Annotated in this window: 16 protein-coding genes and 2 tRNA genes; 10 read left to right on the forward strand and 8 right to left on the reverse strand. The window is 52.3% G+C overall.

Annotated features, from left to right (window positions below):
• Positions 1–10: 10 nt before the first annotated feature.
• Complete coding sequence (locus tag HKT17_RS08775) at positions 11–835, reverse strand: SDR family NAD(P)-dependent oxidoreductase (protein ID WP_105029283.1); 825 nt, start codon at positions 833–835, stop codon at positions 11–13.
• Entirely contained in the window at positions 832–2358 is a 1527-nt protein-coding gene (locus tag HKT17_RS08780; RefSeq protein ID WP_171099374.1) for a flavin-containing monooxygenase, read from the reverse strand. Before HKT17_RS08780 ends, HKT17_RS08775 begins: the two co-directional genes overlap by 4 nt.
• A 180-nt stretch (positions 2359–2538) precedes the next feature.
• Between HKT17_RS08780 and HKT17_RS08785 the strand changes: the two genes are divergently transcribed.
• Both HKT17_RS08785 and HKT17_RS08790 read left to right on the forward strand, forming a co-directional pair.
• Entirely contained in the window at positions 2539–3861 is a 1323-nt protein-coding gene (locus HKT17_RS08785; RefSeq protein WP_171099376.1) for a FecR family protein, read from the forward strand.
• Between the two features lie 86 nt (positions 3862–3947).
• Entirely contained in the window at positions 3948–5849 is a 1902-nt protein-coding gene (locus HKT17_RS08790; protein WP_171099378.1) for a choice-of-anchor I family protein, read from the forward strand.
• Positions 5850–5932: 83 nt separating this feature from the next.
• Here the strand turns inward: HKT17_RS08790 and HKT17_RS08795 are convergent.
• Positions 5933–6022 (reverse strand) — tRNA-Ser (locus HKT17_RS08795).
• Between the two features lie 68 nt (positions 6023–6090).
• Here HKT17_RS08795 and HKT17_RS08800 point away from each other — a divergent pair.
• The 8 genes from HKT17_RS08800 to HKT17_RS08835 all read left to right on the forward strand — a co-directional run bounded on the left by HKT17_RS08800 (position 6091) and on the right by HKT17_RS08835 (position 14418).
• Positions 6091–6504, forward strand: a complete 414-nt coding sequence (locus HKT17_RS08800) for a hypothetical protein (protein ID WP_171099396.1) — start codon at positions 6091–6093, stop codon at positions 6502–6504.
• A 332-nt stretch (positions 6505–6836) separates the two neighbouring features.
• The gene (locus HKT17_RS08805; RefSeq protein WP_171099411.1) at positions 6837–8156 is read left to right on the forward strand and encodes a CmpA/NrtA family ABC transporter substrate-binding protein; all 1320 of its coding nucleotides are present in this window, start codon (positions 6837–6839) and stop codon (positions 8154–8156) included.
• 28 nt (positions 8157–8184) lie between these two features.
• A complete protein-coding gene (gene ntrB / locus HKT17_RS08810; RefSeq protein WP_171099413.1) occupies positions 8185–9051 on the forward strand; it encodes a nitrate ABC transporter permease in 867 nt (288 codons plus the stop codon).
• An 11-nt stretch (positions 9052–9062) separates the two neighbouring features.
• Complete coding sequence (locus HKT17_RS08815) at positions 9063–9914, forward strand: ABC transporter ATP-binding protein (RefSeq protein ID WP_008252915.1); 852 nt, start codon at positions 9063–9065, stop codon at positions 9912–9914.
• A 186-nt stretch (positions 9915–10100) separates the two neighbouring features.
• Positions 10101–11219, forward strand: coding sequence for a TRAP transporter substrate-binding protein (locus HKT17_RS08820; RefSeq protein WP_008252917.1), 1119 nt, complete (start codon positions 10101–10103; stop codon positions 11217–11219).
• 75 nt (positions 11220–11294) lie between these two features.
• Entirely contained in the window at positions 11295–11864 is a 570-nt protein-coding gene (locus HKT17_RS08825; protein ID WP_008252921.1) for a TRAP transporter small permease subunit, read from the forward strand.
• 11 nt (positions 11865–11875) lie between these two features.
• Positions 11876–13750: a TRAP transporter large permease gene (locus HKT17_RS08830; protein ID WP_171099415.1), complete on the forward strand. Its 1875-nt coding sequence runs from the start codon at positions 11876–11878 to the stop codon at positions 13748–13750.
• A 125-nt stretch (positions 13751–13875) separates the two neighbouring features.
• Positions 13876–14418, forward strand: a complete 543-nt coding sequence (locus tag HKT17_RS08835) for a hypothetical protein (protein ID WP_171099417.1) — start codon at positions 13876–13878, stop codon at positions 14416–14418.
• Here the strand turns inward: HKT17_RS08835 and nhaA are convergent.
• The 5 genes from nhaA to uvrC all read right to left on the reverse strand — a co-directional run bounded on the left by nhaA (position 14415) and on the right by uvrC (position 19871).
• Positions 14415–15581 carry a Na+/H+ antiporter NhaA gene (nhaA, locus tag HKT17_RS08840; RefSeq protein WP_171099419.1) on the reverse strand — a complete coding sequence of 389 codons (1167 nt, stop codon included), beginning with the start codon at positions 15579–15581 and terminating at the stop codon, positions 14415–14417. The two genes, HKT17_RS08835 and nhaA, sit on opposite strands and share 4 nt — an antisense overlap.
• A 161-nt stretch (positions 15582–15742) precedes the next feature.
• Positions 15743–15832, reverse strand: a tRNA-Ser gene (locus HKT17_RS08845).
• Between the two features lie 68 nt (positions 15833–15900).
• Positions 15901–17247, reverse strand: a complete 1347-nt coding sequence (locus HKT17_RS08850; protein WP_171099420.1) for a DUF3422 family protein — start codon at positions 17245–17247, stop codon at positions 15901–15903.
• 22 nt (positions 17248–17269) lie between these two features.
• Complete coding sequence (gene pgsA, locus HKT17_RS08855) at positions 17270–17839, reverse strand: CDP-diacylglycerol--glycerol-3-phosphate 3-phosphatidyltransferase (protein ID WP_171099422.1); 570 nt, start codon at positions 17837–17839, stop codon at positions 17270–17272.
• 85 nt (positions 17840–17924) lie between these two features.
• The gene (gene uvrC / locus HKT17_RS08860) at positions 17925–19871 is read right to left on the reverse strand and encodes an excinuclease ABC subunit UvrC (protein ID WP_171099424.1); all 1947 of its coding nucleotides are present in this window, start codon (positions 19869–19871) and stop codon (positions 17925–17927) included.

Below are 19871 nucleotides of genomic sequence, written 5' to 3' on the forward strand. Positions count from 1 at the left end.
ATGACTTGGCTTACTTAATCTGTATGCCTTTGTAATCTTCAGCGTTCAGCGTGCGCCCCATTTGTTGCCAAAGAATGTGGCGCATGCGCTTGAACGGCACCAGGCGCGAGCCCAACCACACACGCGCAGCATTGTTGCCATACACAATACGCGGCTCGTTTTTCTTGATGCATTTCAACACATACTCGCAAATTTCATCAGGCGGCGTGGTCAGGAATTTTTTGGCAAATTTTTCGTGCTCCGGCTTGCTGGCAATATTGGTGTTGATGCCACCTGGGTGCACCAAATGCACCTGCACCTTGCTGTTTGAAAGCTCAACCATCAGCGATTCTGTAAACCCACGCACTGCAAATTTGCTGGCGCAGTAATCTGAATTGCTCGGTGTGCCCACCAAACCAAAAATACTCGACACATTCACGACAGCGCCCTCGCCGTTGGCCAATAGTTGCGGCAAGAATGCGCGCGTGCCATGCACCACACCCCAGAAATTAATGCCCATGACGCGCTCATAGCTGTCGTCACTCAAGGCCCACACTGGGCGACCTTCTCCGCTAACACCCGCGTTGTTTATAATCACATGTGCATTGCCCAGCGCTGCTTTCACTGCTTGGGCAAATGCATACACCCCCGCCTTGTTCGACACATCAAGCTTCTCGGCATACACCTGCACATTGGCCGCTTGCATTACCAGTTTCTCGGTTTCTTTCAAACCTTTTTCATCGTAATCACACAGAGCAACTTTACTGCCAAGTTTCGCAAACATCAGCGCGTACGAACGCCCCATACCTGAACCTGCACCGGTAATCACCACCACTTTGTCTTTGAAATTCTTCATGCTGCAGCTCCTTCTGTAAGCAATGCAGATTCATCGGAGTGTAAGGGCTGCTGCTGTGCCAAAGGTGCCTGCAACACATGGTCATTCATCTTGAAATTCCTGGCCATTCGCAGGTATGTGTAACTGAAGCCGGGAAACATGGCCACCACATGGCCGCTTTTGCTTTTGTACCAACTGGTACAACCACCGCGTTTCCAAACGGTTTTTTCCATCTCGCTGTGAATGTGGGTGGTGTAGCGCTCTTCGGCTTGCGGCTTCACCTCAATGGCAGCGGCTTTTTTCGCTTTCACTTCAGCAATGGCACGCATGATGTAATGCATCTGCGCTTCAATCACAAAAATTGCTGAGGTATGCCCAATACCGGTATTCGGACCAGTCACGATAAACAGGTTGGGAAACTGCGGCACGGTGGTGCCCAAATAAGCGCGTGGAAACTCATTCCACACATCGGCCAGTTTGGTGCCGCCCTTGCCCACCACCGGGTAGGAAATTACACCGTCAGTGGCATCGTAACCCGTGGAATACACAATGCAGTCCAGCTCAATCTGCTCGCCGCTCAGTGTCTTGATGCCGGTTTCATTGATCTCGGCAATGCCGTCGGTCTTGTCGTGCAAGCTTACGTTGGGGCGGCAATAAGCGGGGTACAGCGTGTTGCTTAAAATAATCCGTTTGCAGCCAATGGTGAAATCGGGTGTTACTTTCTTACGCAGTGCAGGGTCTTTAATCTGCTTCTTGATGTGGTGCAGTGCCTCGCGCTGTGCAATGTTCTTCAATGCGAAGTCAGAGTACTTGAATGCAATAACACGGCTTTCCAATCCCCAATAAATTGCTGAACGAGCCAATTTGCTAATGGGCTCCACTTTCAGCAAAGCGCGCTGCCAGGGCTTGAATACACGGTCTGGTCGCGGCAGTACCCAATGGGGTGAACGTTGAAATACATGCAAATGCCCTACTTCAGACGCAATGGCGGGGATCACCTGTGCCGCGCTGGCACCACTGCCAATAATGGCGACGCGTTTGCCTTTGTGGTCGTATTGCTGATCCCAGGCATTGGTGTGAAAAGTCTTTCCTTTGAATGTATCGCGTCCCTTGAAGTTCGGAATCACGGGTGTACTCAAGGGGCCAGAAGCGTTAATCACAAACTGCGCCTTGATCACATCGCCTGTTTGCAAATGTACATACCAGCGTTGTTCGTTCTCGTGCCACTCGGTGCGCTGCACATTGCTGTTGGTACGGGTTTTCTCACGCAGGCCATGCTTGGTGATCACGTGCTCGGTGTATTGCTGAAGTTCTGCACCTTCAGCAAACATTTGGCTCCAGTCGTAAGGTTCGCTTTCAATTGAATACAACAGCGATTGAACATCAACGGCGGCGCCAGGGTACGAATTTTGGCACCAGGTGCCCCCCATGAAGTCCCGGCGCTCGAGCATGATGAAATCTTCAATGCCACGTTTTTTCAAATTAATTGCCGCGCACTGCCCACCGAAACCACTGCCAATGATGACCACCGTGTATTCACTCATGCCTGGAACCTTTTCAGAAAAATTTTGCTTGTGTGAATGTATATCTGACAACAGTCATTGTCAATTATAAATTCACCAATAGAGGGTAGAACCCTCCCCCTAATTGGAGGATTAAAAAATTGGCGTACTAGCAAAATTGACGGATGTTAAACACAAATCCAACAATTCAGGAGCAAACCCATGGCCGCACCCCAAGCATTGATCAAAGACCTTGAAGGCGAAGTCAACGTAAGCCGCAACGGTGAAACTGTGGCTGTAAAGGCAGGCGACTACCTGCTGCCGGGTGATGAAGTGGTCACAGGCGCAAATGGACGTTTGGCGCTCGAGTTTCCCGGAACTGAAGGGCAAATTCCTGCGGCGGGTGTGATGACTGCCAATGGCAAGCTGACACTGGGTGAACAAACAGGTGCCAATGGCCAGCAGCAAATCGTGGTGCTTGAAGACGGTGAATGTTTCGAGTTCACTACCGAACTGGCCGAGAATTCCGCCGCAGCCGAGGGCGGTGCCGTGGCTGGCCTGTTTGGTGCCGGCCTTCTTGGTGCAGGCAGTGGCGGCTTGGCGGGTGCAGGCGCCGTGGCAGCAGGCGCATTCCTCGCAGGTGGTTCTGGCGACTCTGGAAGCGGCGATGCTGGAACTGGTACCAGCACAGGCGCCAGCAACGCTGGCAGTGGTGGCCTTGGGGGCGTTGGTGCTGGTGAGTTTTCTTCTCAAGACAGCCCACAAAGCCTTGAGGAATTTGCCACTGAAAACCTGACTCAGGACAACTTACAGCAAAGCATTCTTCAGCCAATTCAGGATGCTGTACAAAACAGCCAGAACGACCCTGAATCGACTCCTGACAACATTGCAGTTGCAGTGGAGCAAACAGGTTTGGGTGTACTTGAAAACGTGCACGATGCTTTGGTTGCCACCACTGGGGAAGGCACACCGCAGGCAGACCTTGTACAACAACTGGTGGATGGCGTTAACCAAACACCGTTGGGCGAACCACTAAGCCCGATTACCAACCCGCTTTCAGAAGCTGTGAATACTGACCTTGGCCTGGATACACTGATTTCCGCACTGCCCAATGTTGACCCAACAGATGGTGGCTTGGTGACCAGCGTGGTTGATTTGGCCGATGACATTACACAACCTATCAGCGAACAGGTAGAGCCCTACGATCAATTGCTGCAGGGTTTGAGAGATGTTGCTGTTGAAATCGACAATGTACTGGAAGGTGTACTGAGCCAAATGGGCACCGAGATTCCCAACCTGGACAGCTTGGGTGGTGGCACACCCGCTCTTCCTGCCGAGGTTGAAGGCGGGCTGGCCGATTTGGTCGACGGTATTTTAGGCGGCGCAGACACCTTGCAATCTGCACTTCAAGGCGCTGGCGGTTCAGGCCTGCCCGAAATTCCCGAAGGTGATTTGCTGGGTACACTCAGCAGTGGCATTTCATCCGGTGCCGACGCATTGGGTGGCGAATTGCCCGGATTACCCACCGATGGCTTGCCTGGCTAATATTTAATTTACTTGTCATGTGTCATTAAGTTTTCATTTTTTAACAATAGGCTCAAGTGCTTTAAAAGCGACTTGAGCCTATTACTATGACAAAGACAAAACTTCAACTATTCGCACTCAGCACGATTGCTGCTGCCACTTTGGTTGCCTGCGGCAGCGACAACAACACCCCTCCTGCGGTCAGCAGCAGCGAAACCACCAGTATTTCAAGACTGAGCACTTACAATTCTGGAATCTATGATGCATCAGCAGCAGAGATCCCGGCATACGACCCGGTAAGCCAACGCTTGTTCGTGGTCAATGCACAAGCCGGGGCTATCGATGTACTCGACTTGAGCGACCCGGAAAACCCTGTGCTTGAACAAACACTGACCACGAATGCAATTCGTATGGGCTCAGTGGTGAACAGTATTGCAGTAGCCAACGGTATTCTGGCGGTTGCAATTGAAGACGCAACAAAAACCAACCCTGGTCTTGCGGCCTTCTACAACACAGAAACGCTCACCTTGATCAGCTCCATTGCTGTGGGTGCTCAGCCCGATATGATCGTGTTCACGCCCGATGCCACCAAAGTATTGACAGCCAATGAAGGTGAACCAAGCGACGATTACCGGATTGATCCTGAAGGCAGCGTCAGCATCATAGACATTAGCACTCCAGCGACCCCCACAGTAGCCACCGCAAGTTTCAGCGGTTTCAATGCAGCCACCTTGCGCGCTGCTGGGGCTCGTATCTACGGGCCAACCAACACTGCTGGAGGCAGCATCATGAATGGTGCCAGTGCCGCGCAGGACATTGAACCTGAATACATCACGATTTCACAGGACAACACCACCGCTTTCGTCACCCTGCAAGAGAACAATGCAATCGCGAAAATCAATATTGCGACCGCCACAGTGACCGATATTTTCCCATTGGGCGAAAAGGACCACGGCCTGGCGGGCAACGAATTTGACGCATCCGATGAAGAAGATGGTGCAATCAATATTCGTACATGGCCCGGTGTTCGTGGCCTGTACCTTCCCGATGCCATGGCAAGTTACTCGGTTGGCGGCGTAACCTACCTGGTAACAGCGAACGAAGGAGACGCCCGTGCCTGGGGCGAAGACAACGACGACTATTTCGCAGGCGATGCAACACTCGGTTTTGTTGAAGAATTTCGTGTCAAGCATTTGGTGAACGCAAATGGCTGGGCGGGTCGCCTGAATGATGACCTGCCACCACAATTGAACGCACTGGTTGCAGGCGGTAACGGTGGCGGTTTGCTCAATCCACTGGTATTTGGCTACTGCGGTGCCACAGCCACAAGCCCTGGGGCTTGTCGCGCCGACAACATGCTCGGCCGTTTGAACATCACCTGGACCATGGGTTACCAAAAGGATGTCAACGGCAATCCTGTATTGTATGACGCAGCGACTGGACTTGTATCACCAACCGGTACGCGGATTATGTATGACCGCCTTTACTCATACGGCGGCCGATCATTTTCCATATTCGACGAGAATGGGGCCTTGGTGTTTGACTCCGGAGCAGAGTTTGAAAAATTCTTCGCCAGTGACGAATGCATGGCTGGCAGCGCCCGAAATATCCCCTGCAAAGACTTCTTCAATTCTGGTCACGATGAAGGCAATGCACTGGACAGCCGTAGCGATGCCAAGGGTCCGGAACCGGAGGGTATCGCAATTGGCACGGTGGGTACCAAAACCTATGCCTTCATCGGTTTGGAACGGTTTGGTGGGGTATTGATTTACGACATCACAAACCCTGCGGCACCATTCCGCGTGGATTACCTGAACACCCGTGAAATTTGGGACATGGAACCCGAAGATGCGACAACGCCAGAGCAACTTGCCGCCTTCGGGGACCTCGGCCCTGAAGGACTGGTGTTTATCGCAGCAGCCGATTCTCCAACTGGTAATGACCTGCTGGTTGTGAGCAGTGAAGTGAGTGGTACCACAAGTACTTATTCACTGAATTTGCCAAGGTAATTCGCCGCACCTGCGTGCCCTTCCACGCGATACTGGCCGTGTCGATAGTCAACAAAAAGCCCCTTTCGGGGCTTTTTGTTTTTTGGCGGAGAAGGAGGGATTCGAACCCTCGAAGAGGTTGCCCCCTTACCTGATTTCGAGTCAGGCCGATTCAGCCGCTCTCGCACTTCTCCATGGGGCGCAAGTATATAGTATTCAGGTAGTATCCAAAAACACCCAAAACAACAAACGGAGACAACTTTTGAACAGCACAGCAAATAACCGGTTCATTTTTCTGGGCTTTATTGCCGCCGGCTTTACCAATATATTTGGCATGCTCGCCGCCAGCGAGTTTTTCACCAACACGGCCTTCCACAAATTATCACCCGAAGTCTTTTCTGATTTCGGTACTTTCATGGTGATGGTATGGGGTCTGGCGTATCTGGCAGTGGCCAGACAAGCGCATCAACTGCCAGCTATCTGCTTTGTATTTGCATTCGAGAAGGCGATCTACGTGTACACCTGGGTCGTCTGGATCAGCAGCAAATCAGACATGCTGCCCATCCTCCGTGAGGAAACACCACTGCTCGCCCTGTTTTACTCTGGCTATGGCCTCATCGATTTGGCTTATGCCCTCTTTTTTGCCTGGGTCGGTATTCGCGCACTTCAAAAATAAGCACCGAAACACGCACATCAAACCGGTGCATGCACCACATCCATCAAAACCGGCGCACCGATTTATTTGGTGCGCCGCACCAAACTCGCTCCACGCACCAAAATTAGCGTGGAATCCCGCACTGATTTAACTCAATTTCACAACTATGCACCCCTTTTTTGCATGGCACACATTCTGCTAAGTGTGTACTGAGACCATGACCAACGACGGATCAGGTCAATTGCATTGAAGTGATTGAAGTACCGGACAACGGCGTCCATCCCAAACTTGCTTGGGCAGGTGTGGTGATGTGCGCCGTTTTTTCTTGTGTTGAACTTAGAAGGACGCACACCATGAGCAACAAACCAACAGACAAAAAAACCGAGTTGTCGGAAACACGTCGCACGTTTATCAAACAATCTGCAGCGGTGTGGGGTTCAACCCTGCTGGCTGGTTTTGGCGCCCCCTCCATCGTCATGGCCCAGTCCACCAAACTGGAAACCACAAAAGCCAAGTTGGGATTCATTGCACTTTCCGATGCTGCACCATTGTTTGTGGCTGATGAAAAAGGGTTCTTCAAAAAGCACGGCATGACCGATGTTGAAGTGTTGAAGCAGTCTTCTTGGGGCACCACCCGCGACAACCTGGTACTGGGCTCGGCAGGCAACGGCATTGACGGCGCACACCTGCTGACACCCATGGCCTACCTGCTCACCACTGGTGCCATCACCACCAACAATATTCCGGTGCCAATGAATATTCTGTGCCGCTTGAACCTGGACGGCCAAGGGATCTCAGTGAGCAATGAATTCAAAGACCTGAAAGTAGGCACAAACGCCACGGAGTTCAAGGCAGCACTGGCAGCCAAAAAAGGCGGCGGCAAACCTGTTAGCGCAGCAATGACTTTCCCGGGTGGCACGCACGACTTGTGGATCCGCTACTGGATGGCTGCTGCGGGCATCGACCCCAATAACAGCGTATCCACCATTGTGGTTCCTCCACCCCAGATGGTCGCCAATATGAAAGTGGGCAGCATGGATGCATTCTGTGTGGGCGAGCCCTGGAACCTCCAGCTGATTCACCAGAAAATTGGCTACACCGCGGTCACCACAGGCGAGCTTTGGAACAACCACCCAGAAAAAGCGCTCAGCTTGCGTGCGGATTATGTGCAAGCCAACCCGAATTCAACTAAGGCCATTCTGAAAGCGGTCATGGAAGCGCAAATGTTCTGCGATGACCCAGCCAACAAAGATGAGGTCGCGAAAATCTGTTCACAGCGACGCTGGATCAACGCACCGGTGGGCGACATTATTGAGCGCATGAAAGGTCAATTCGATTATGGCACTGGCCGCCTTGAAGACAACAGCAAGCACTTGATGAAGTACTGGAGCAATCAGGCGTCCTATCCATTCCAAAGCCATGACCTATGGTTCATCACTGAAAACCAGCGCTGGGGCTACCTGCCCAGCAAGCTGGATACCAACGCGCTGATCAAGAAAGTGAACCGCGAAGACATCTGGAGAGCTGCGGCGAAAGAACTGGGCGTTGCTGCGAAGGACATTCCGACCAGCACATCTCGCGGCGTCGAAAAATTCTTCGACGGCAAGGTGTTTGATCCGAAAAATCCAAAGGCATACCTCGACAGCTTGGCGATTAAAGCGTTGAAGGCCTGATTCATCTAAGAAACAAGGACACATCATCATGATGAATACCGACACACTTGAGCGACTACAAACCGCCCCCAAGGTAAAAAGCAAACCCTTCGTTGAAACCGCTGCCTTCAAGCAATTGAAGGAGAGCATGGGCAAGATTGTTCCTCCGATCGTCATCATGAGCATTTTGCTGTTGATCTGGGAAATTCTGTGCAGCGGCGAAGGTGCACGTTTGCCCGGCCCAAGCAAAGTCATCACCGACACTTGGGAATTGATCACCAACCCGTTCTACAACAACGGTGGAAGCGATGTGGGCATGGCCTGGCAAATACTGGCCAGCCTTGAACGTGTGGCCATGGGCTACAGCCTGGCAGTGGTGGTGGGCGTTGCGCTCGGTGTGTTGGTGGGTCAGTCCACCTGGGCCCTGCGTGGTTTGGATCCTTTGTTTCAGGTACTGCGCACCGTGCCCCCGCTGGCGTGGTTGCCTTTGTCGCTGGCGGGTTTTCAGGATGGAAACCCGTCTGCGATTTTCGTGATCTTCATCACGGCCATTTGGCCGATCATCATCAACACTTCAGTGGGCATTCGCAACATTCCCGAAGATTACCGAAACGTGTCACGCGTCATTCAGCACAACGGCATTGAGTACTTCTGGAAGATCATGCTGCCTGCAGCTGCGCCCTATATTTTCTCGGGCCTTCGTATTGGTGTGGGCCTTAGCTGGTTGGCCATTGTTGCCGCTGAAATGTTGATTGGTGGTGTGGGCATTGGCTTCTTTATCTGGGACGCCTGGAACAGCTCGCTGATCAGCGACATTGTTCTGGCACTGGTCTACGTGGGTATCGTCGGTTTCATTCTCGACCGTTGCGTGGCCTGGGTGGGCAACAAAATTACACGCGGTACATCTGCAGGTTAAGGAGTAATAACATGAGCGATCGTTTCCTGAGTATTTCCCAAGTGCAAATGCGTTTTGAGCGCAATGGCATCGTGAACCCGGTGTTGAAAGACATCAACCTGGAAGTGAACCGTGGCGAATACATTTCCCTGATTGGCCACTCGGGTTGTGGAAAGTCCACCGTGCTGAACATCATTGCGGGTTTGCTGACCGCCAGCGAGGGTGTCGTGATTGTCGACAATCGCGAAGTGAACTCACCAGGCCCTGACCGTGCGCTGGTGTTTCAAAACCATTCCCTGCTGCCCTGGCTCACCGTGTATCAGAACGTTGAAATTGCAGTTGAAAAAATCTTCAAAGGCAAAAAAAGCAAAACTGAGCAACGGGAATGGATTCTGCACAACCTTGACATGGTGAACATGAGCCATGCACTGGATCGCCTGCCCTCCGAAATTTCAGGCGGTATGAAGCAGCGCGTGGGTATTGCCCGTGCCCTGGCCATGGAACCCAAGGTGTTGCTGCTGGATGAACCTTTCGGCGCACTGGACGCACTCACCCGCGCCCACCTGCAAGATGAAGTCATGCGCATTCAAAACGAGTTGAAAAACACGGTGGTGATGATTACGCACGATGTAGACGAAGCCGTGTTGTTGTCCGATCGTATCGTGATGATGACCAACGGCCCTTCAGCCACCATTGGTCAAATTCTGGACATCGACTTGCCCCGCCCCCGTGACCGCTTGGCCCTGGCCGACGACCCCACCTACAACCACTACCGGCATGAAGTACTCAGCTTCCTGCACGAGAAACAACGCAAGGTTGAAGCCATCGATAAACACCGGCAGGTGAAAGCCAAAACAGATTCAAAGGTAAGCGCAAGCGCATAAACACCATTTGACTCGACCAGAAAACCGCCAGTTTTGCGACTGGCGGTTTTTTTTCGACCCTAGGGAAAGTACCGATAGGTAAGGGTTTGCTCCTATTTAGTTAGCCTTTGTACGCCATCACAATGCAGGTTCGAAAAGTAAAACCAAAAACAACAGTCGAAAGCTAAATCAATTTAAGGAGGCAAAATGACTGACTCAGTGAACAACCAAAAGCGCCGCGATTTTATCAAAGGCACATCAGTGGCTGCAGTAGGTGCAGGCGCCATGGCGTTCCCCATGATTTCCACTGCTCAAACAGTGAACATGCGCTTCCAGAGCACATGGCCCCAGAAAGACATTTTCCACGAATATGCAGTTGACTTTGCCGACAAAGTAAACAGCATGACCGGTGGTCGCCTGAAAATTGAAGTACTGCCAGCTGGTTCAGTGGTAAAAGCTTTCGACTTGCTGGATGCGGTGAACAAGGGCACACTGGACGGTGGTCACGGCGTGATCGCTTACTGGTACGGCAAGAACGCAGCGGTAGCGCTGTGGGGTTCAGGCCCTTCTTTCGGCATGGACGCAAACATGCTGCTGGCCTGGCACAAGTACGGCGGCGGTAAAGAGCTGCAGGAAGAAATCTACAAAGAACTGAACATGGACGTGGTGTCCTTCATGACTGGCCCAATGCCAACCCAGCCACTGGGCTGGTTCAAAAAGCCAGTGACCAAGGCTGAAGACCTGAAAGGTCTGAAGTTCCGTACCGTTGGCCTGTCTGTAGACATGTTCACGAAAATGGGTGTTGCAGTTAACGCATTGCCTGGCGGCGAAATCGTTCCAGCGATGGACCGTGGCCTGCTGGATGCAGCTGAATTCAACAATGCATCTTCAGATCGCCTGTTGGGCTTCCCAGACGTATCCAAAGTTTGCATGTTGCAGTCATTCCACCAGTCTTCCGAACAGTTTGAAGTCATGTTCAACAAGACCAAGTACAACAAACTGCCAGCAGAAATCAAAGCGATCATCGCCAACGCTGCTGAAGCTGCTTCTGCCGACATGAGCTGGAAGGCAATTGACCGTTATTCCAAAGACTACGCTGAAATGCAAAGCAAAGACGGTGTGAAGTTCTTCAAAACACCTGACAGCATTTTGAAAGCTCAGCTGGCTGCGTGGGATGCGGTGACCAAAGAAAAGGCCGCCTCAAACCCAATGTTCAAGAAAGTACTTGATTCGCAGCGTGCATTTGCCGCACGTGCAGCCAAGTGGCAAGCCGACACATCCGTCGACTTCAAGATGGCACAAGCGTTCTACGCACAAAAGAAGTAATTTGCTCCACACCAAAAAGCCAGCACCTGCACAACGGGTGTTGGCTTTTTTTTAACCGAACCCGAGGTTCACCCCATGTTAGCTTTCCTTCATTTGGTCGACAAAATTTCCACCAAGATCGGTCACCTGTTTGCCTGGACCATCGTGTTGTTGACCGGAATTATCGTGTACGAAGTGTTCACGCGGTACGTGCTGAACAGCCCCAACCCTTGGGTATTCGACGCATCCTATATTCTCTACGGCATCCTGTTCATGATGGCAGGGGCTTATACATTGGCCACCAACGGCCATGTGCGCGGAGACATTCTGTACGGCTTTCTTGAGCCCAGAACACAAGCCATTCTCGACCTGATTCTATATTTCGTTTTCTTCTTCCCCGGCATCATCGCATTGACCTACGCAGGTTACACATTCGCTGACGAAGCCTGGGCCATCAAGGAAATGTCATCCATCACCGCCGACGGACCACCCATTTACCCGTTCAAGGCCTTCATCCCACTGGCCGGTTTCTTTTTGCTGCTGCAAGGCGTTGTGGAAGTAATCCGCTGCATCATGTGCATCAAGGATGGCGCATGGCCCAAGCGTGAAGACGACGTGGAAGAAGTGGACGTAGAGAAGTTGAAAGCCTCTCTCGGCAAGAATTAACAGGAATCATCATGAAAAAAGAACTATATTTTGGTATTGCCATCATGGCGATGATCCTGATCGGGGTCGCCATTGCAATGCCTGCGCCATCGGAAATGACAGACGGCCACTTGGGCCTGCTAATGCTCTCGCTGGTGGTTGTGGCCATCATGCTGGGCTTTCCAACCGCTTTTACCCTGATGGGCATGGGCGTAATTTTCACCTACTTCGCTTACGACGGGAACATACAGAAAACGCTCGACCTGATGGTTCAGTCCACCTACAAGGTGATGACCAACGACGTGCTGATTTCAGTACCCCTGTTCGTATTCATGGGTTACCTGGTTGAACGCGCAAACCTGATCGAGAAACTGTTCAAATCGTTACACCTCGCCATGGCCCGCTTGCCTGGCGCTTTGGGCGTTGCAACGCTGGTAACCTGCGCAATTTTCGCGACTGCGACCGGTATTGTGGGCGCGGTAGTTACCTTGATGGGTCTGCTGGCCATGCCCAGCATGTTGAAAGCGGGTTACGACACCAAAATGGCTGCTGGTGCAATTACCGCAGGCGGCTGTTTGGGTATTTTGATTCCACCTTCAGTGCTGTTGATCGTGTACGGCGCAACGGCCGGTGTTTCAGTAGTTCAGTTGTACGCTGGTGCGCTGTTTCCTGGTTTGATGCTGACAAGCATGTACATCGCCTACATCATCATCCGCGCGAAAATCAACCCAAAATGTGCGCCCCCTCTGTCTGAGGAAGAACGCCGTGTGCCGCTAAGCCCTGTACTTGATTCGTTGAAGCGCACTTACGGTAGCAGCCGTGCAGTGTCTGCCTTGGTGAATGGCTTGAAAGGGCGTCGTGAAGGCAACCTGACCGGTGGTCAAGTCGCTGGCCAGTTGTTTGTTGCGATGATCCCCGCAATTTTTGCTGCCTTCATTTTGGGCTTGGTGTATTCATCACTGACTGCTCCCAAAGAAGCTGCATTTGACACCTCAGGCTTGGTGAGTTTTGGTTCCGGTTACGAAAGCTCCGGCAGCAGCAACTATGACTTTGGTCTGGAAGAGCCTGCTGGCGCCGAAACCACCGAAGCTGCGGCAGCGCCTGCAGTGGAAGAACCTGTGGCAAAAGAAGCTGCTGCTGAAGCTGAATCAACTCCTGCACCCACAACCTTCTGGATTTGGTTAATGGCGATTGTGGCTGTATTGGGATACTACTATTCACGCCTCAGCTTTGAGCGCCTGGAAGTATTCAAAATGCTGCTGACCTCATTCTTCCCACTGGCGATTTTGATCGGCGCTGTGTTGGGCAGTATCGTGATGGGCTTGGCCACACCTTCGGAAGCAGCCGCATTGGGCGCTTTCGGTGGCTTGTTGCTTGCTGCCGGCTATCGTCAACTCAGCTTTCCTGTGCTGCGAGAATCCGCCTTCCTCACCTCCAAAACAACCGCCATGGTGTGCTGGTTGTTCGTGGGTTCGTCCATTTTCTCTGCTGCATTCGCACTGCTGGGTGGGCAAGAACTGGTTGAAACATGGGTGCTTTCTTTGGGCCTGACCCCCATTGAATTCCTGCTGCTGTCACAAGTGATTATTTTCTTGTTGGGTTGGCCTTTGGAATGGACAGAAATCATCGTGATTTTCATGCCGATTTTCATTCCACTGCTGCCCTACTTTGACGTAGACCCGCTGTTCTTCGGCTTGCTGGTCGCACTGAATTTGCAGACAGCCTTCCTGTCTCCACCCGTGGCCATGGCGGCGTTTTACCTGAAGGGTGTATCACCACCCGGCGTCACCTTGAACCAGATTTTTATGGGCATGATTCCCTTCATGTTCATTCAGATCTTCGCCATGTTCGTGCTGTACGTATTCCCACAGATCGGCATGTGGCTGCCAAGCGTGTTGTACAGATAATCCGTGCAACGCTGTCAATCAGCAAATCAGAAAGGCGTCCTTCGGGGCGCTTTTTTGTTGCTGGCAAGCCATTCTGACCCTTGGTGTACAATGCAAAACACTTTGCAGTTTTGTAGGATTTCTTGATGCCGGGCGATGTCATTACCATTGGCAAGAATTTTGGTTGTACGACCGGGCTTGCTGCGTTTGTAGGGGTGCCTGGCAAAACAGGTGGGCATGCCCACTGGACCCACCAAATTGCCATTGACCTGGACGGCAAGGAAATTGCCTGTTTCTGTGATGGGGAGTGGTTCAAGTCACAAGGCGTATTCGTGCCCTGCGGCCACACACACTCTGTTGAGCCCGGCAGGCAAGTCAACCTGTTCTTTGACAAAAGCGTGAACTGGATTGATGAAATCTTCGGTGGCAAGCTCGACACAGCTTGTGCCCGAGTGCTCGACCGAGACACCTTGCTGGGCATTCAAAGCTGCTTTTTCCATTCAACCGACGTGCGTACAGGCGTTGCTCTATTTGCAAATGCCTTTGAACTGCGTACGCAAACAGAAGAAAACCCGATTGAGCAGAAGCGCTGGGAAACAGTGATGAACAAGGTCAAAGCGCTGAGCGCCAGCCCGGCAGAGACTGATCAAGACACTTACAAACAACTGGGCGCGCTGTTCGCACTTTAGTTCGCCGGAGAGCCGCGTAATTTCAGCCAAGTGAATCCAATCAGGCCGGACAACACAGAGGCAATCAAAATCGCCATTTTTGAATCGTTGACCAGATCGCCCGCGCCCACAAAGGCAAGGTTGGTAATGAAGATGGACATTGTGAATCCAATACCCGCCAAGGCCCCGGCACCGAACACATGACGCCAGGCCAAATCATTTGGTAAACGGCACAAACCAAGAGCCACAGCCACAAACGCGAACAAGGTCACACCAATGGGTTTGCCAACAACCAGACCAAGAATAATACCCATGCTGTTGGAACTCATTAAACTTTCTGCCCAGCCCGCACCAACAATTACCCCAGCGTTCACAAAAGCGAAGATCGGCAGAATCAGCAGTGTCACTGGCTTGTGAAGCGCATGTTCAAGCACCTCGGAAGGTGAGTCGGCGTCGTCAACCACTTTGGAAGCTGGAATGGCGAAAGCCAGTAATACGCCGGCAAGGGTCGCATGCACACCCGACTTCAACATGAAGAACCACATCAAAACACCCAAAAGAAGATACGGCACAAGTGTCACGATTTTGAATAAACGATTCATGACAAACATCGCAATGAGTACCAGCAAGGCCAATCCCAGGAAAGTGAGAGATAACTGGCTTGTGTAAAACACAGCGATTACGATGATGGCCACCAGGTCATCGACGACCGCCACGGCCACCAGAAAAACCTTCAGGGAAGCAGGCACCGATTTTCCAAGCAGACTTAATGCAGCCAAAGCAAAAACAATGTCTGTCGCCATTGGAATGCCGATACCGGCCTGTGTAGGTGTACCGGCATTCAATGCAAAATGAATGCTTGCTGGAATAAGAACCCCACCAGCCGCCGCAAGAACGGGAAACAACGCCTTTTTTAAATTTGAAAGCTCACCACTCACCAGTTCACGCTTTAGTTCAAGGCCAACAAGCAGAAAAAAGATCGCCATCAGTCCATCGTTAACCCAATACGCCAGGCTCAAGCCGGCTACTACGTTTTGCCAAAAGCCAACGAACTCATTGCCTATTGGGGAGTTGGCCAAGGCAAGCGCAAGCAGCGCAAAGGCGGTCAAAAGCACACTGCCCGCGCGTTCGGATTGGAAAAACTGCTGGAAGGTATTCGACAAAGGAATTTCAACCTGGGCCATTGTTGTGAGTCTCGTTTGGTTTCAGACGGGTCCTAGTCTAACAGCCGATGATGAATCAATCAAAAAATCGGTATTCACCGATCGTCACGATCCGTTCGTTCGAATCGACTCACAGGTCGCAAAAACAAAAAACCCGCCACTAGGGCGGGTTTTGATGTTTTTGGCGGAAGCTGTGAGATTCGAACTCACGGAAGGCTTTCACCTTCGCCGGTTTTCAAGACCGGTGCATTCAACCGCTCTGCCAAGCTTCCGAGCCCGCAATTATAACCACAAACCCTTTGGTTTGGAAACCCGTGGGGGCAATATTTCCGAATATTCCTCAGCCTTTCAAACCCATGCGCTTTTTCATGGCTTGCATGCTGACATACGCCAGCACAGCAATGGTCGGAATGGCCACGGCAATGGCCAAGTCGGGTGAAACAGGCACACCCACCGTTTTCAAACCCTTGGCCAGGTAACCCACCAAGCTGGCACCGTAATAGGAAATGGCAACAATCGACAAACCTTCCACGGTTTCCTGCAAGCGCAACTGCACCTTGGCACGCTTGTCCATGCTGGTCAGCAATCGCTGGTTCTGGCTTTCACGCTCAATTTCAACCCGCGTGCGCAGCAGTTGGGTTACCCGTGAAATACGGGCGGCCAATTCGTCTTGCCGGCGTGCAGTCCAGGTGCAGGTTTTCATGGCGGGGCCCAAGCGGCGGTCCATGAACTCGCCAAAGGTTTGCATGCCCACCATGGGGATTTCTTTCAATTCGGCAATGCGTTTTTTAACCAGGTCGGTGTATGCTTCAGCTGCGGTAAAACGTACCCGGTTCTCGGCGCTTAACTGCTCCACACGCGCAGCCAGGTCGGTCAGCTGGCTCAACAACTTTCGATCCAGCTCCACATCCTCGCTGGTCACTTCGGCCAGGTCTTCGGTTTTGCTGGTTTCGGCCATTTCAGTGGCCAGCTTCACCAAGCGGTCTTCATAAGACGAAAGCTTCGGCAATGTAGCACGCGCCACCGGAAAGCTGAGCAAGGCCATCATGCGGTAAGTTTCCATCTCGATGGTGCGCTGAACCACCCTGCCCAGTTGTCGCGATCCCATTTTCAAATTGCAAATCAAAATGCGACTTGCACCTCGGTCTGCAATTCGAAGATCGGAAAACACCTGCCCCGCGCCATTGGCAATCATGCCGCCAATGAGGGTGTTGCCATCAAAATAACCGGCCACGCTACGCGGTTCTCGGGGGGTGTCCGTTTTTTGAACAAACAGCTCAATGGCCACCAACATCACGCCTGGCAGAGCAGCCATCCAACTGGGCGGCAAACGGCGTGTTACCGGGCGATCAAACACAATCGCATGATCAGCCCGCTCAAAGAAGGTCAATGTAATGAATTCATTGTGGCGCTCCAGCCGCAGGCGCAAGGCAGATTCACCGCCGCACAGGCTAAGGCTTACCTGGGGTGCAGCCAGCTCGTCATCGGAAACTGGTTTGCATCCGCAATAGTCCACCAGTGCTTGCAGTTGCGCCACGATCTCAGGCGTCACATCTCCTTGCACCAGCAAAGCGATATGGAACACCCTTTCCTGTGGCCACAGGGCCTCAGTGGGGCGGGAATGAACTTCATCGTTGAGTGCATGCCGCAACGGATATGGCTGGGGCAGCAAATTGCTTTTGTTCATGGCGAAATGTGTCCGGAAGCGATCAGCTTCGATTGCGGAGTTCTGGCCAGGCTTTCATCAGGTAATAGCACATCGACCAAACCGTCAAAACGGCTGCCACGTAAATACCCAAGGTACCCAGCACATGGAAGTCGATGCCCATCCAGGTTTCATTGACCAACAACATGGGAATGGCCACCATTTGCGCGATAGTTTTGAATTTGCCAAGCCAGTTCACGGCCACGCTGTTGCGCGCGCCGATGCTGGCCATCCATTCGCGTAGGGCGGAAATGGTAATTTCTCGACCAATAATAATCAGCGCGATAAATGGGCCGATACGCCCAAGATCAACCAGCACAATCAAGGCAGCGCCCACCATCAGCTTGTCGGCCACGGGGTCAAGAAATGCACCAAAAGCCGAGGTTTGATTCCAGCGGCGTGCCAGGTAACCATCCACAAAGTCGGTAATGGCCGCGAAGACAAACACCCAGGCACCTACCCAGTTTTGCATGGAGATGGACATGATTGTTTCAGGCAGAAAATAAATGCCGACAACCAAGGGAATCAGTACAATCCGGACCCAGGTCAGGATCATGGGCAGGTTCATTGGCATATCTGTTTTTCTTTTGTTAAGTAAAAAATACAAGCTACAGAGGTACAGAATATATCAGCGCCAACACCTGTTGAGGCGCACATATTCAATGCAAACGCCGATATATTTCTTCGGCCAGCGTTTTCGAAATGCCCTCGACCGTTTGCAAGTCTTCCACGCTGGCTGCTTTTACACCACGCAAACCGCCAAAACGGGTCAGCAACTTTTGCTTGCGACGCGCGCCAATGCCTTCAATTTCATCCAGCTCGGAAGCTTGCCTTGCCTTGGCACGCTTGGCCCGCATGCCGGTAATCGCAAAGCGGTGGGCCTCGTCACGAATTTGCGCAATCAACATGAGTGCGGGGTGACCAGGGCCCAGCTCCAGGCTTGGACGCCCATCTGGAAACACCAGTGTTTCCAGACCTACCTTGCGATTCTCGCCTTTTTTTACACCCACAATCAGGCCAATGTCCAGGCCCAGTTGCTCAAACACCTGGCGTGCCACTTCAATTTGCCCTTTGCCACCATCGATCAACACCACATGCGGCATCACGATGGGGGTTTTTCCTTCGCGCTGATAACGCCGTGTGACCGCTTGGCGCATGGCTGCATAATCGTCGCCCGGGGTAATGCCCTCAATGTTGTAGCGGCGGTACTCACGACTTTGCATGTCGTGATTGTGAAACACCACACACGAGGCCTGCGTGGCCTCGCCAGCCGTGTGCGAAATGTCAAAACATTCCACACGCAAAGTGGCCAACAAATCAATTTCCTCAGCAGGCGAATCTGCCACAGGCTCGGCTCCTGCGGCCGTTCCGCTGAGCAAGCCATCAGCCTCACTGGCCTGCAAGGCTTCTTCAAGCCGTGTTTCCAGGCCCAGGGTTTCAACCAACGCACGCGTGCGGAATTGCGCAGAACCCTGCTCTGCGATTCGTCTGGCAATTGCGATTTCCGCATTGTCAACCGCCATGTCCAACCACTTTCTGCGCTCGCTTTGCGGCTGTCGAATCAGGTTGATTTTTTTGCCAGCTTGTTGGCTCAAGGCCATCAGCAGTTCAGGCGCGTCCAGGTCCTGATTCACAATCAACAGGTTTGGAATTGGCCTGTCCACATAGGCCTGGCTCAAGAAGGCTTCCAGCACCTCGGGGCCAATGTCCTCGCTGGCCTGCGCCACACTGGGGAACATGGGTTTGTCACCCAAATGCCGCCCGCCGCGCACCATGGCCAGGTTCACGCAAACCGCACCGCCCTTGATAACCACAGCGATAATGTCTGCATCGTCATCACCGCCGGTGGTGTCAACAGACTGCTTTTGTAACACCCGGCTCAGTGCACCCAACTGGTTGCGGTACATGGCTGCTTTTTCAAACTCGAGCAAGCCGCTGGCTTCCAGCATTTTCTCTTCCAGATTGGCCAGTACCGACTTGTGGTCGCCCCGCAAGAAGCGCGATGCGGCTTCTACATCTTTCGCATACTCTTCCGGGCTGATCCAGTTCACACACGGCGCACTGCACCGCTGAATTTGCGCCTGCAAACACGGGCGTGAGCGATGAGAAAATACGGTGTCTTCACAGGTCCGCAGCAAAAATACACGCTGCAAAACCTGAATGCTTTCCTTCACAGCCCAAGCGTTGGGAAAGGGGCCAAAAAATTGTGATTTTTTATCCACCGCACCCCGGTAATAAGCCACACGCGGGTACTTGTGATTCGTCAGCCGCAAGTAGGGGTAGCTTTTGTCATCGCGAAACAAAATGTTGTAGCGTGGGCTTAAGCTTTTAATCAGGTTGTTTTCAAGCAGCAAGGCCTCTGCTTCAGTTCGGGTCGGTGTTACATCCACCCTCACAATACGCTCTACCATATGGCTGGTGCGCGGGCTGGCATGGGTTTTCTGGAAGTATGAAGACACCCGTTTTTTCAGGTTCTTGGCCTTGCCCACATACATCACGGTGCCATTTGCATCAATCATGCGATACACACCGGGCCTTGTGGTCAATTCCTTCAAAAACGCAACGATGTCAAAGGGTGTCTCTGGCGCTTGTTGCTCGTCGGTCAT

The sequence above is a fragment of the Limnobacter sp. SAORIC-580 genome, from assembly GCF_013004065.1.
Lineage (GTDB): Bacteria > Pseudomonadota > Gammaproteobacteria > Burkholderiales > Burkholderiaceae_B > Limnobacter > Limnobacter profundi.